The organism is Dyadobacter sp. CY312 (genome assembly GCF_021390535.1).
Lineage (GTDB): Bacteria > Bacteroidota > Bacteroidia > Cytophagales > Spirosomataceae > Dyadobacter.
Genome location: NZ_JAJUXG010000017.1, coordinates 181,632 through 196,108, shown reverse-complemented (window position 1 = coordinate 196,108; position 14,477 = coordinate 181,632). Strand labels below are relative to the sequence as shown.

The 14,477-nt window shown below is 44.3% G+C and carries 5 protein-coding genes; 2 read left to right on the top strand and 3 right to left on the bottom strand.

What is annotated here, in order from left to right; translation table 11 throughout:
• Nucleotides 1-152 precede the first annotated feature (152 nt).
• A complete protein-coding gene (locus LZG71_RS23060) occupies nt 153-5,687 on the bottom strand; it encodes a S8 family serine peptidase (protein ID WP_233824388.1) in 5,535 nt (1,844 codons plus the stop codon).
• Nucleotides 5,688-6,143: 456 nt separating this feature from the next.
• On the opposite strand from LZG71_RS23060, the gene gdhA reads away from it, so the two are divergent.
• Both gdhA and LZG71_RS23050 read left to right on the top strand, forming a co-directional pair.
• The gene (gene gdhA / locus LZG71_RS23055) at nt 6,144-7,481 is read left to right on the top strand and encodes an NADP-specific glutamate dehydrogenase (RefSeq protein WP_409013656.1); all 1,338 of its coding nucleotides are present in this window, start codon (nt 6,144-6,146) and stop codon (nt 7,479-7,481) included.
• A gap of 264 nt (nt 7,482-7,745) precedes the next feature.
• Nucleotides 7,746-10,262, top strand: coding sequence for a phosphocholine-specific phospholipase C (locus tag LZG71_RS23050; RefSeq protein ID WP_233824386.1), 2,517 nt, complete (start codon nt 7,746-7,748; stop codon nt 10,260-10,262).
• 27 nt (nt 10,263-10,289) lie between these two features.
• Here the strand turns inward: LZG71_RS23050 and LZG71_RS23045 are convergent, their stop codons facing one another.
• Together LZG71_RS23045 and LZG71_RS23040 are read right to left on the bottom strand one after the other, a co-directional pair.
• Nucleotides 10,290-10,727: a hypothetical protein gene (locus tag LZG71_RS23045; protein WP_233824384.1), complete on the bottom strand. Its 438-nt coding sequence runs from the start codon at nt 10,725-10,727 to the stop codon at nt 10,290-10,292.
• 13 nt (nt 10,728-10,740) lie between these two features.
• Nucleotides 10,741-14,460 carry a fibronectin type III domain-containing protein gene (locus tag LZG71_RS23040; protein ID WP_233824382.1) on the bottom strand — a complete coding sequence of 1,240 codons (3,720 nt, stop codon included), beginning with the start codon at nt 14,458-14,460 and terminating at the stop codon, nt 10,741-10,743.
• Nucleotides 14,461-14,477 lie beyond the last annotated feature (17 nt).

The window sequence follows — 14,477 nt, the reverse complement described above, 5'->3', positions numbered from 1 at the left end:
TTGTTTCTTCCTACAAATATTACGGTGCCCTGCACCTGTTCTGGAATAAGGTACAGAGCACCGGAATATTTGTTGAAAAATCCTAAACAAGATTTCCTAGGAGGTGCAGCGCACCGAAATAAATGACTCATTTTTTTCCAGTATTCTCATAACTAAGGCAGCCATTTATTAACCGTTTCAATAATCTCTTTGTCTCCAAAATAGATCAGGTGATGCACGTCCTCGTGTTCGGCGCAGAAGAAGGTGTTATCGGGATTGCTGTAATTATTGATGGCGCTGTCGAACGGGACCACCATGTCATTGGATACACCTCCAAAAATCAAATTGTCATTCGCGAAATCGAGTGCAGATTTGAGTCCTTGTCCACGATAATTCATGCCAATCAGAAAGTTATTAACTCCAAGCGGAACATTTGCATTAAGCTGATTCACAAAATCACTGCCCGGCGCCATATCAGCCACACCCTGCATTTTCCAGAAAAACTTAATTACCATTTTGGCAGCAAATGCCAACACACCCACCACGGGAGACGACACCCCTGAAACCGTGATCACCAAACCTGTGAACCGATTGATCAGCTTGCTTATGTTTTCCTCCGAAGCCATAGGAGTTCCCAGATGCGGACCCGCACTCAGTATCATCCTTTGCCCATCTCTGAAAGCCTGCCGTGCTACCAGACAACCTCTGCTGGACGCAATAATGGTAAGTTTTTTGTTATCTACACCCAACTTTCTCAGAGCCGCTAATATATCGCTGGCGTTTTCTTCAATGCCCGATTTCACGGAAGACATATTATAACCCAGCACATATTTCCCGTAGTTTTTATCCTGCAATTCTTGTAAAAATGCTGCATCAGCACCCAACTGCCTGAATGAAACTTCAACCGAACTGAACGCGCCATGGCTCAGGAAAAGCGTTTTGGGTTGATCCTGGATCTCTTTTTTAACATCATTGCCTGCGTTTTTGATCTCACTCCATTGCAAAGCACCATTAACTACCTCACCAAACAAAAGTCCCTGCATGTCGGATGCGGCCTTGTCGTTGATCGTGCGAAAGACATTGACAAAGAAGCGTTTTATCTTTTTGAAAAAACCCCTTGTGGTTGGTATGTCAATGTAGAGCACGTTCTGGTCATCCAGATAAATGTCCAACTGATCACCTCCCCCTCTTGATGACCCGTCTTTGGTTTCTGCCCAACTGTAACTTTTGGTTCCGTCTTCATATTCCTTGGTAACCAGATACATCGTTTCCCCGTCGTCGGACGAATAGCTAATTTCAATCGCAGGATCAGCTCCTCCTCTTGTCGTGGAATTGTCCACTTCCACAGCGAATCCTCCCAAATGCACTTCGGTTATCGCATCGTTGGTTTTAGTTACGGTCCCGCGGATGTTTTGCAGCGAAACATAAATGCTTCTCTGTTCATCAAGATCAACTATTTCTGTTTGCAACATGATGTTAGCAGACCGTGTCAAATTTGAGCGGTTGTTTAATCCGATGTCTTTACCCAGCAGTTTTTTGAGCGTAGCCGAAGTCCTGTCCGATTCATAAAGTTTCAACTTCAATTCGTAAGTCAGGCGTTTTTCACTGCTAAACTTGAACAGTTCCGGATCGGTAAAAATGAGCTGCTCTATTTCCAGCGCGACCATTTCCTTCAATGTATTATCTGCCTCGGGTTGCACAGCGGAACGGAACCACATCTTAAAAAGATCGTCGATTCCGGTGCGCCCCAGGGTTTCCTTTTCTTCTTTAAACTTATTCGGATTTTGACCAATCTCGCTTAAAATATCACCGGCATCAAGTTGTAAAGCGTCGTAAGCTTTGAGCATCCCGTTGCCAAAATATTGGTTATACTCCCTGCCGTTTACAGTGTATATCTCTCCAAACATTTCATTTTGTGAAACATCCGCACTTCTGAAAAGTGCCTGACGCACTGCTTCCACTTTCTTCCAGGGTTCATCAACAGCAGAAAGAATGGTTCTATATTTAAAGCAATACAATGCAGCCGCCGCAGCGATCTGTGGCGTTGCGCTCGAAGTTCCCCCACCCGATTTCAGATAATAGGGATTGCCTTCCTCCGAAAACCATAATAAATTGGGCGTATAAGCCGCCAAAGCAGTTCTCATGGCATTGGCCGGACCGTGACAGGATTGCATAAACCGTCCTCCGGAATCCCGGTTCGTTACCGGATTGAATTCATTGAGATAAGGCGTTTTATTCAAAGTTACACCTGTGGCGGCAATCACCCGATTGAGAATAGCGGGATACATCAAGGTCGACGGCAACAACTTTTTTGCACCTTGAGACCAGCAATTCCCACCTGCACAAACCATAATCACGCCTTTTTCGTAAGCATTGTTCACTGCTTCAAGCATGACTTTGGAAGGAGCTCCGGCCATAGACATCGTTACCACATCGGCCTTCAAAACGTCTACCGCATAATTCAATGCTTTTGCAAAACTCTTTCCACGCAGAATAGCTACCGACTCGCTGATTTTCAGCGTGACTACTCTTGCAAAAGGAAAACCACCATAAAAGGCGTTGGCGTCAAGAACGGTTTCACCGGGAATGGCCAGTTTGCCTCCCGCCAAAATAGCCGCTGTTGCATTTCCATGGCCTTGTTGTTCGGCAAAGTCTGGCAAATACCATTTGTCTTTATCAATCGGATCATCAAAGCGAAAACTTGCGTTCAGATCCAGATTCATGGGTGATACCGGCCCACCTGTCAGCACACCGGTATCTATGTGAGCGATGAGCGGGTATTGATGTAAATCCTGCGTATTCCTGCCCAAAACCGTTTCCTGTGGACAGGCATGTTTTAATGCCTTGGTAAGCTGACTGTGGTTGTCACTCAAATGCCAGAGTTCATTCCCGCTTTCAGGAGCAGGATACGTATCCAGGTAGCCATCTCCGCTTCGATTTGTCTCCAATTTGGGATCACCAAAAATAGCACTGGCCATATCGGGTTCAATAAAAACATGATCACCGTTAGCTTTCCTACTGTTGTAAGCATCGTACGCCTTATCCCAGATTTTTGAGCCTCTAAAATCCACGGCACGGATTTCACTTTTTCCTCTTACTGTAAATTGTGCACCTCTTCCGGTTGGCTTCACATTAAACTCTACCATAGAATTGGCACCCTGAATCAGCAAATTGGTACAGGTATCCAGATCGGAAAACGCACTTGTATCGGGCACTGTATCAGCCTTAGGTTTCGAGGTGGATGTCGGCACATTTTCGGTGGAAGCCGTGACCAGATTCAAAAATGGAATTTCACCAAATGCCTCCACATCCGGACCAAATTTGTTATACATTGGTGTTTGATCCACTGACATCAGTTTTTTTACCTGATCAAAAAGCCCTTTGTAACTCAGACTTTTGTTAGCATCAAACGCGTCAGTCAGTTTCTTAGTAAAATCCCCAAAACCATTAATTTCCGCTGCATATTGTGAATCCTGACAAGCTGCAAAATGGATGATTGTAGCTGCATAATCATCATTTGCTACGCTTTTTGAACTCCCTCTGTTTTGAAGAGACAAGCGATTGGTACGATATGTTTCCCGATTATCCAGATATACTTTGTTCAATACCTCCTTCGGCATCAATCTATACAGTTTTCGTGCACCTGCATTTCGGCTCGTAACCTGAAGATTTCTTGTAGTAGCTACGGTTGCAGCATTCCTTGTATTAGTCCCGCTGTGGCAGCAATCGGTATACCAAAAAACCTTCACGCCTTTTTTAAAGCGTAAAAAAACGTCCCGTATTTCATCGTCGATCAGCATGCCGTCGTGCAGCACCAGCGTTTCATCTTTTCCATCATCCTCAGTGCTGTCCACTCTTACATCAATAGACCCACCGTGCCCTGAATAGGTAAACACAATTTCATCACCCGCACTGGTATGCGTAACAAGATCTTCCAGTACATCCAAAATCGCCTTTCTCGTCGCATTTTTGTCTTCAAATATTTTTTGCTCGTATATTCCATTAGTAAGTTTCCGAAATAAGTTGAGATCATTTTTGCATCCTTGCAAGTCCTGATAATCGCCCTGGTAAATGGTCCTATCCAGCTCATCCACCGCTACATGAACGGCAATTTTTTTGGGTTTGTTATTCGCATTCATAGGTGTAAGGGTGTTGGTTATGTTGAAATTTTTAGTCAGTTCTAAAAGTTTGGTTGCGTTTATAATCCCGTATCCCGGCCTTTTTCTCAATTCCGGAATCGCAATAGCCTTAGGTAAATAACAGGCTGCCTGCATCAACTGCTTATATTGGTTCAGAGTCAAGTGAGGATTTGCAGAGATCATTAGCGCAGCAACTCCGGCCATACCGGGGCACGATGCCGACGTACCGCCAAAACCAGAATTATAATCAGTTTCTGAATATCCTTTAATACCAAGCCTGTCGGCAACGGACAAGCCGTATGTAAGCAATTGCTGCTGGTTTTCAATGGAAATCTCGCTGCTGGGAAAACAGCAAAACAGTTTTTCTCCGTAATCCGAATATGTGGTAAGACTACCTTCTTTGTTCACTGCACCAATCGCCATCACATAATCATTACAGGCGTACCCGTCATATTCTACCGGCTCATTTCCATTCCCTGCCGCAAAAAATATGAGGCAGCCTTTTCCATTTCGTCCTTTGGTGGTTGCATACTCAAACGCGAGTCTGGTATGGTCGGGCAATGGATGGTGATAATATGTTTCGGGCGGTAAAATCAGGCTGCCGTCAGGTGGGCCCCAGCTACATGAAATGATATCAGCACCATGTTCAACGGCCCAAAATATCGCCTCCGATTCGAGCACCGAACCCAACCCTTTGGATCGTACCACAAGAAGATCCGCCTCAGGAGCAACACCCAAAATTTCGTCATCATCACCACAGGCAATACTGGCACAAGCCGTTCCGTGCATCTCGGAATCGTCTTTATGAGATGCATCTACCTCCTCAGAGCAGGTCATGTCTTTGCTACGTACGAACCGATTTCTGTTGTTAAATGCCGGGTGAGACAGATCAATACCGTCGTCTATAATGCATATTCTGGCTCCTTTTCCCTTTGTCGTTTTCCAGCTTTCCCGTAAGCCAATCATTCTTGCAGCCCAGTCGTCCAGGTCCGCAACCGCTCCCGGAATGGTGGTTGGCAATATTGTTTTCCGGCTCACCACCAGCTCAGGATGGCATAATTCTACTGTGGGCTCTTCCAGAATCCTAAGACACAGGTCAAAAATATTTCTATGAGCATCCACAACAGGCTCCAACCAATAACCATCAGTGGTAAATTTTAGGTATTTTTTAATTCTTAGGTTATGCCTGGTCAATACATCGTTTTGCTCAAATCCGTCGATTTCGTCTTTAAATTTGACAAATAAATTGCCGGTATAAATCTGATAAACGCCGGAATCAGTTCGCTCCATGACCGTACCCACAAACTGAATCAGCGGATGTTCCATGGATTTGAAAATTTCCTTTATCACGTCCCGTTCATCAGCGCTGGCACAACCTAACGCATACACATATACGGAAGCCTCCGGATAGTAGTCCAGCAACTTTAATCTGTGACTGAAAGGTTTGATCAGCTTATGGTCGAGTAAGGACTTAGGGTCAAAACCATCGCAGGTTCTTATAATCAGCTTGTCTATTGATTCCCTAAGCGTGTGCTCTTCACCATTCTGACCATTGTAAAAAAAGTGCATGGCTCAGTGTTTAGCATATTCATTTTCTTATTTAAATCTAACAAGAATACGATTGGAGAAATACTCGGTGCGATTCGTTCTTATTTAACGGCATTATGTTAAAACAATATGAATATCAAATACTTACTTACAACAAAACCAAAAAAAACTGTGGTTTGAGCAACGTTTTGACTGCTAATTTTTTTTTCGATAATTATTCAGATTGAAAGTGAACAATTAAGCCATTTATTATACGGTAAATCTGGAAAATTGCATACGAAAAAATGCTACATCGAACACATTAATATATTTTATTCCAAAACAGAGCTAAATTCTACACGCACTATTAAATTATAGTAAATAATGCAGGCAGCTAGCCTCTGCAAAATCCCTGTGTATTCTTGACCTTCTATATTATCTTCGCCGGAAACCCTCTATCTGTTCATTTTTACACTCCCGTTATTAAACAATTAAGCAGTGGATACAATACAAGCATTTATGTCCCGGGTTATTAGTCGCAATCCCGGAGAGAACGAATTTCACCAGGCAGTTCACGAAGTTGCTGAAACCATCATTCCTTTCGTAGAAACCAAGCCGGTTTACCAAAAAGGAAAAATTCTGGAACGTATCATTGAACCGGAAAGGGTGATTATTTTTCGCGTTCCGTGGATGAACGATCAGGGTGAAATTGAGGTAAACCGTGGCTACCGTGTTCAGATGAACAGCGCCATCGGACCTTACAAAGGTGGTTTGCGTTTCCATCCGTCAGTTAATCTCGGGACACTGAAATTTCTTGCATTTGAGCAAATATTCAAAAACAGCCTAACGCAACTTCCAATGGGTGGCGGAAAAGGTGGCGCTGATTTTGATCCGAAAGGAAAGTCAGACCGCGAAGTGATGATGTTCTGCCAGAGTTTTATGACCGAATTGTTCAGACACATCAGCTCAGACAATGATGTACCTGCGGGAGATATCGGTGTTGGCGCAAGAGAAATCGGTTTCTTGTTTGGCCAATATAAAAGATTGAAAAATGAGTTTACAGGCGTTTTGACCGGAAAAGGTGCCAGCTACGGTGGTAGTCTGATCCGTCCCGAAGCGACTGGCTATGGAGTCGTGTACTTTGTTGAGCAAATGCTGAAATTACGTAACGATAGCATCAAAGGAAAAACGGTTGTAATATCTGGCTCCGGAAATGTAGCGCAGTATACCCTCGAAAAGTGTATCGAACTGGGTGCAAAAGTGGTTACGCTTTCCGACTCCGCCGGATACATTTATGATGAAAAGGGAATAGATTCTGAGAAATTCGCCTACATCATGCACCTGAAAAATGAAGCCAGAGGACGGATCAAATCCTATGCGGACAAGTTTGGCTGCACTTATGTTGAAGGCAAAAAACCATGGGAAGTGCCTTGTGACATTGCTCTGCCAAACGCTACGCAAAACGAACTTGACGAAAACGACGCGCGGTTGCTGATCCAAAACGGCTGTATGTGTGTAGCCGAAGGTGCTAATATGCCTTGCACGCCGGAAGCCATTTCAGTTTTTGAAAATGACGATATTCTGTATGCTCCCGGAAAAGCGGCGAACGCAGGCGGCGTGGCTGTATCCGGTCTGGAAATGTCTCAAAATTCACTCAGACTTTCGTGGACGCGTGAGGAAGTGGATAATAAGTTACAGGAAATCATGTTCAACATTCATGCAACCTGCACCCGGTACGGACGTAAAGCGGATGGCCGCCTGAGCTACGTTCAGGGAGCCAATATCGGCGGTTTTGTTCGCGTTGCCGATGCCATGCTTGCGCAGGGGTTGGTGTAGATTTTCTTATATTTTTTAGCAAGAATGGGTAGTACTGGCAACAGTACTACCCATTCTGTTATAGGGTATTTATCAAAAGGGCCACTAAAACTGAATATTTATGTCCATCCCCAATTCAATGATAGCCCTGGTAGCATAAATCCCCGCCCATAGCACTTCAAAATCAGTCTTAACAGTTTAGTAATACCTCCTGCTAGTAAGTTTTGCAAAAAAACGTCTTATTGGAATTATATATAGAATAATTCCGAATCAACATTTTTTGCCATGGATTCAAGACGCGAATTTCTTAAAAAGGCTGCATTATTATCTGGCGGGGCTGCTTTAGCTGGCTTTTTGCCTGAGTCGATACAAAAAGCGCTGGCCATTAATCCTGCTTCCAATTCTACCTATCTGGACGCCGAGCATGTCGTGATTTTGATGCAGGAAAATCGTTCTTTTGACCATACCTATGGAAAATTGCAGGGAGTTCGGGGCTTCAATGATCCGCGTGCAATTTCATTGCCTAACAAAAATAAAGTCTGGTTGCAGACTGATAATAAAGGAGATACATACGCTCCTTTCCGTTTGGATATCAAAAACACGAAAGCCACCTGGATGCACGATCTGCCACATTCGCGCGAATCGCAGGTGGATGCCTACAACGGTGGTAAATATGATAAATGGCTTGCTTCGAAACGATCCAGTCATAAGGACTATTCGGACATGCCGCTAACGCTGGGGCATTACGACCGGGAAGATCTTCCGTTCTATTATGCCTTCGCAGATGCCTTCACCGTTTGCGACCAGAATTTCTGTTCTTCAATGACGCCCACGCACCCTAATCGCTATTATTTGTGGTCTGGTACGATCAGAGAACAACCGACTATGGATTCGCTCGCGGTGGTTCGTAATAGCTATTTCTCTTACAATAAACCGGTTAAATGGAAAACTTTCCCCGAAAGACTGGAAGAGGCCGGCGTTTCCTGGGCATTTTACCAGAATGAGGTAAGTGCTGTAATGCAGTTCAATTCGCCTTTAGGTTCCTGGTTGGGAAATTTTGGTTGTAATCCTTTGGAGCGATATGCGCAATACAATGTGAAATTTTCGAAGCAATACATTCACTTTATCCAACGCGAAATTGAAACCATAAAAAAGCAGTTACCGGAGTCAGAAAAGCAACTCGCTGCGACAACAGGCACAGAAAAAGAGAAGCTTACCAAGATCCATGAAGGAAAACGACTGATGCTCGAAAAGTATGAATCCGAACTTGTTCAATATAGCCAGGAGAACTTTAAAAAGCTATCTGCGATTGAACAGAGCATTCACAAACGCGCTTTTGTAACCAACATCAATGATCCTGATTATCTCAAACTGAGCACAATTTCGTATGAAAATGGAAGTGAAGCTACGAAAGTTGATGTGCCGAAAAGCGATATTTTCTATCAATTCAGAAAGGATGTAAATGAAGGAAAATTACCAACCGTTTCTTACCTGACGGCTCCCCAAAACTTCTCTGATCACCCGTCGGCTCCCTGGTATGGAGCCTGGTTTGTATCCGAGATTCTGGATATTTTGACCAAGGATCCTGAGGTATGGAAAAAGACGATTTTTATATTGTGTTACGACGAAAATGATGGTTATTACGACCACGTTCCGCCATTTTCGATTCCAAATCCATTAAAAGAAAATACCGGAAAAGTATCTCAGGGAATTGATGTAAAAGCGGAGTATGTGACTTTGGATCAGGATTTAACGCAGGTTCCAAAAGCCAATGCCCGTGAAGGTGCAATTGGTTTGGGTTTTCGGGTGCCGCTGGTTGTAGCATCGCCATGGTCGCGCGGAGGAAAAGTAAATTCTCAGGTTTTTGACCACACATCAATCATTCAGTTTTTAGAAGAATTTACAAGCCATAAGGCTAAAAAGGCGATTAAAGAAACCAACATTACCGAATGGCGCAGGACAATTTGCGGTAATATCAGTACCGTTTTTCAGACTTACGATCCTGCTTCATATAAAAAACCAAAACCGGTAAACAGGGACGAGATTGTGACATCCATTCACAAGGCGAAGTTCAAAGAAATACCCGCCAATTTCAAAGTGCTTACTGCAAACGAGATTACGGAGATCAATAAAAATGTTGCCGGTTCGTCCAATTTACCCAAACAGGAGAAAGGAACCCGTTCGTCTTGCGCACTACCCTACGAACTATATGTTGAAGGAAAAATGGCGAATGACGGAAAAACTTTTGAAATCAGCATGAATGCCGCGAATAGGGTTTTTGGCAAAAAAGCGGCTGGTTCTCCATTTCTTATTTACGCCATGAATCCATATCAAAATGATCCTTTGAAAGTATGGAATTATGCGGTTCGGGCCGGAGATAAACTGACTGACACCTGGAATCTGGCCGATTTTGAAGGAGGCCAATATCACCTCAGAGTATATGGGCCAAACGGATTTTTCAGGGAATTTGCGGGCAACGGAAAGGATTTAAATATTCAGTCGGTATGTATTTATGTTTTGGACAAAAATGGAAAACCTACTGGCGATTTGCAAGTAGAAATTCACAATGGAGAAAAAACGGGTCAAACGATACAAATCCTTGACAACGCTTACCAACAAAAGCCAATCGAAATAAAAGTACCAGCAAGCGGATCTGCACGGTCTATCGTTCCACTCACGAAAAACCATGGATGGTATGATTTCAATATAAAAATTGGAAATAGTGAAAGCCTGAAACGCTTTGCTGGCCATGTAGAAACCGGCCGCGAAAGTATCACAGATCCATACATGGGAAGAGTATAAAACTGCTTCGCGCAGCATTTAACAGGTTTATTCCGGAACCAACACATATTCATTCACAGAATTTCCGGTTTTTCTGCTTTCCGTGGTTCTTTTCAATTCCAGTCTGCTTTCCGTTGCAGGTGTGGTGATATAAAACTCAATATTGCCGGTTGACTCACTTGGCGGTGGCGTGAGATTTTCCAGAATCAGGCGATTGTTATCTGGAGACAATGACCAGGTTCCAACGATTTTCCTTCCGTCAATATCTACGAAGGTTACCTGATCTTTGGAAGTGAGGTCTAACCTGAATTGGGCGTAACTTGGTTTTACATTGGACGTTCCTCCTTCTGTATAAACAAGTCCGCCATTTTGTTTTACTGAAATCGCTTTCCAAATCCGTCCGATCGGAGCCGGTTCCGGTGCTTTTGGCTGACAACCTGATAATGCATATGTCAGGACAAGGAGAATAAGAATGATATTTTTCATGATCAGGTGTATGTTAATTGACTAGAACTTTTTGTGTTACAATTTCCCTATCCGACTCTACAACAACGATATAGACTCCTGATGACAGATTTTGCAATTCTGTTTTAAAATCCTGACTGACCTGATATTGCATCAACCGGGTTCCATTGGAACTGAACATGCGCAGTGTTGCTTTTACAGGTGAATAACGTTTTACATACAGAACCCTGTTGTATACATAAATCAAATCGCCACTAGAAGCTGATGGTTCGACGCCTGTGATAATTGCCGATGCATCTACTTTCACTACATCGCTGTATACCGAACTTCCCGCCACATTTACCGCTTTAATCCGGTAGTAATAATCGTTGATCGGCAATATTTCACGATCGCCAAACTCGATGATTGCGGCAGCCTGGTTTCCAATCTGCACAAAACCCTGATCGGCTTTATCGGAACGTTCAATAACAACACTGGTCGCGTTTCTGGATAACACCGACCATTTCAGTTGAATCAGATCAAAGTCAACAGGTGTTGCCGTCAGGTTTTGTGGTTTATCCGGAATAGGTGCCTGCGGTGTGGTGGCGCTGGCAATATTGCTGTAAGCAGATGGGCCAATCGGATTAATCGCCCTGACTCTGTAATAATACTTGGTAAGGGAAGCGGCTGTTTTGTCTTGGTAAGAAACTGCATTAGCAGCCACATCAGCGATTTTCGCAAAGTTGGTTCCGTCAGCAGACCGTTCAAGCTGAAATCCTGCTTCATTGCGTGACTTATCTGCCCACGCCAGATCAATCTGACCATAATTAATCACCGTTGCTGCAAGATTTTCCGGAGCCAAAGGAAGGACATCAATGGTAGTTGCATTGGCTACGTTAGAAAACACCGACGGATTCGCCGTATTAACAGCCCGCACCCGATACCAGTATTTGGTTGCCGGAGATAGCCCGGTGTTTTGATAAGAGATTGTATTTGATGCCAGATCAGCAATTTTGGTAAAGTTGGTTCCGTCGGTTGACCGTTCCAGCTGGAAGCCTGTTTCATTCGCAGACATATCCTTCCAAGCCAGGTTAATCTGACTACTGGAAACAGTCGTTGCTGTGAGCCCTTCCGGAGCCGTGGGGGGCACATCGTAAGTGGTGGTTTCAGCAACATTGGAATAACCAGAGTTACCAATCGCGTTTTTGGCACGAATTCGGTACCAGTATTTGGTAAGCGTAGTTAATCCTGTATTTTCATAAGAAGTTGTGTTTGCGGGAAGATCAGTAATCTTCATAAAGGTGATGCCATCGCCCGAACGTTCCAGTTCAAAACCCGACTCATTTCCGGAATTGTCGTTCCAGCTCACACGAATCTGGGTGTTTGAAACGGGTGCTGCGGAAAGATTCTGAGGTGTATTTGGTGCTACATCGCGCGTGGTAGCATCAGCCACATTGGTGTAGGTTGATCCACCCTGAGAGTTTTTAGAACGAACCCGATACCAGTATTTCGTAGCAGGTGCTAGATCGTTGCTGCTAAAACTCGTCGCATTAGCTCCTGTCTCCCCCACTTTTGCAAAGTTGGTGCCGTCGGTTGAGCGTTCAATATCGAAGCCGGATTCATTCCCGGAATTATCTTTCCAAGCCAAATCAATCTGGCTGGCCGAAATGGTGGTAGCAGTTAATGAAGTAGGTGCAACCGGCGGCACATCAAATGTGGTGGTTTCGGCAACATTGGAATAGCCTGAGTTACCAATCGCATTTTTGGCACGAATACGATACCAGTATTTGGTCAACGTAGTTAATCCTGTATTTTCATAAGAAGTGGTGTTTGCAGGCAAATCAGCGATTTTTGCAAAAGCAGTACCATCGCCGGAACGTTCCAATTCAAAACCAGACTCATTTCCAGAATTGTCATTCCAGCTCACACGAATCTGGGTGTTTGAAACGGGTGTTGCGGAAAGGTTTTGAGGTGTATTTGGTGCTACATCGCGCGTGGTAGCATCAGCCACATTGGTGTAGGTTGATCCACCCTGAGAGTTTTTTGAACGAACCCGATACCAGTATTTTGTAGCAGGTGCTAGATCGTTGCTACTAAAACTCGTCGCATTAGCTCCTGTCTCCCCCACTTTCGCGAAGTTGGTTCCGTCGGTTGATCGTTCAATATCGAAGCCGGATTCATTTCCGGAATTGTCTTTCCAAGCCAAATCAATCTGGCTTGCCGAAATGGTGGTAGCCGTTAAGGAAGTAGGTGCAACTGGTGGTACATCAAAAGTGGTGGCTTCGGCAACATTCGAATAACCAGAGTTTCCTACGGCATTTTTGGCGCGGATACGGTACCAGTATTTGGTCAACGTTGATAGACCTGTATTTTGATAGGTGGTGGCATTGGCTGGCAAATCAGTCAGCTTTGCAAAGTTGCTTCCATCCGTGGAGCGCTCCAGTTCAAAGCCCGTTTCATTTCCGGAATTGTCACCCCAGCTTAGGTTGATCTGCGTATTGGAAATTGGCGTGGCATTCAGGTTTTGAGGTGTATTTGGTGTATTATCATGTGTGGTTGCTTCCGTTACATTGGAATAGCCGGAATATCCGCCCGAATTTTTTGCCCGAATCCGATACCAGTATTTGGTAAGCGGATTAAGCCCTCCATTTTCATGACTTGTAGTATTTGCTCCAATATCAGCCACTTTTGAGAAGTTGGTTCCATCGGTAGATCGTTCCAGTTCAAAACCAGATTCATTGTCGGAAACGTCTCTCCATGTAAGATTGATCTGACTGGAACTCGCCGTGCTTGCACTCAAACCTGCTGGTGTAGCAGGTGGACTTTGCGCTGTAACATCGTTTGCGACCTCGGTATAACCGGAAGCACCTACACTGTTTATTGCCCTGATGCGGTAATAGTAGCGCGTTCCTGGTGTGAGCGGACCATCAATATACTGCGTTACGTTCGCTCCCGTAGTTGCTATTTTTGTAAAAGTATTGTTGTCCGCACTTCGTTCAATTTCAAAACCGGTTTCATTATTAGAGCGGTCAATCCAATTCAGTTGTATTTGAAAAACCAGGTTAGCTTTGGCTATGAGGGCGGAGGGTGAATTAGGAGCTCCCTGTTTGGTGCTACCACAAACCGTATTGGAGTAGCCAGAATCACCTCCACGCCCTCTTGCCTTAACACGGTAACAGTATTTTGTCCCAGGATTTAGCCCAGTATCTGTGTAAGATGGAAGAGACGTCTCCAGAAAAGCCGTTTCATGAACCTGCGAAAAATTACGTCCATCCGTGGAGCGCTCGATTACATATGCTGCTCCTCCATCCTTTCCCTGATTCGCATTCCACCTTAGCGACATTTGTGTAGCGGTGCTGTCGACAAAAACAAGGTTCAATGGATCGTGAGGTGGTGCAGCAGGTGTTGTAACTACTGCCTCAGGAGAATAGCGGGTAATTACAGCGATCATTCCCGGTTCATAATAGGTGTACCGCAACCGATATGCAATCTGGATTCCGCTTCCGGCTGCCTTGTCCTGATAAGACTGTGTTCCGGAGGCTGTCTCTGTAACTGTAGCGAGCGCATTGAAATTGCTGTGTATTCCCACCCATTTATATTCCACCTGAACCGAATTTCCTTCGTGGACAAACTTCTGCCACGACAGATTAACTTGCCGATAGGAAATAACAGTGGCAGAGAGTGTTTGGGCGCTAGCAACGTGGGTGTTCATAAGAACGTGCGCCAGACCAATTACCAGTGGCAGTAAAATATTAAGAAGGAGTCGCTTTTTCATTTTTCTACGAATAGATG

Coding starts and splice junctions, on each gene's coding strand:
- LZG71_RS23060 (WP_233824388.1), bottom strand. CDS start 5,687: ATGCACTTTTTTTACAATGGTCAGAATGGTGAAGAGCACACGCTTAGG.
- LZG71_RS23050 (WP_233824386.1), top strand. CDS start 7,746: ATGGATTCAAGACGCGAATTTCTTAAAAAGGCTGCATTATTATCTGGC.
- LZG71_RS23045 (WP_233824384.1), bottom strand. CDS start 10,727: ATGAAAAATATCATTCTTATTCTCCTTGTCCTGACATATGCATTATCA.
- LZG71_RS23040 (WP_233824382.1), bottom strand. CDS start 14,460: ATGAAAAAGCGACTCCTTCTTAATATTTTACTGCCACTGGTAATTGGT.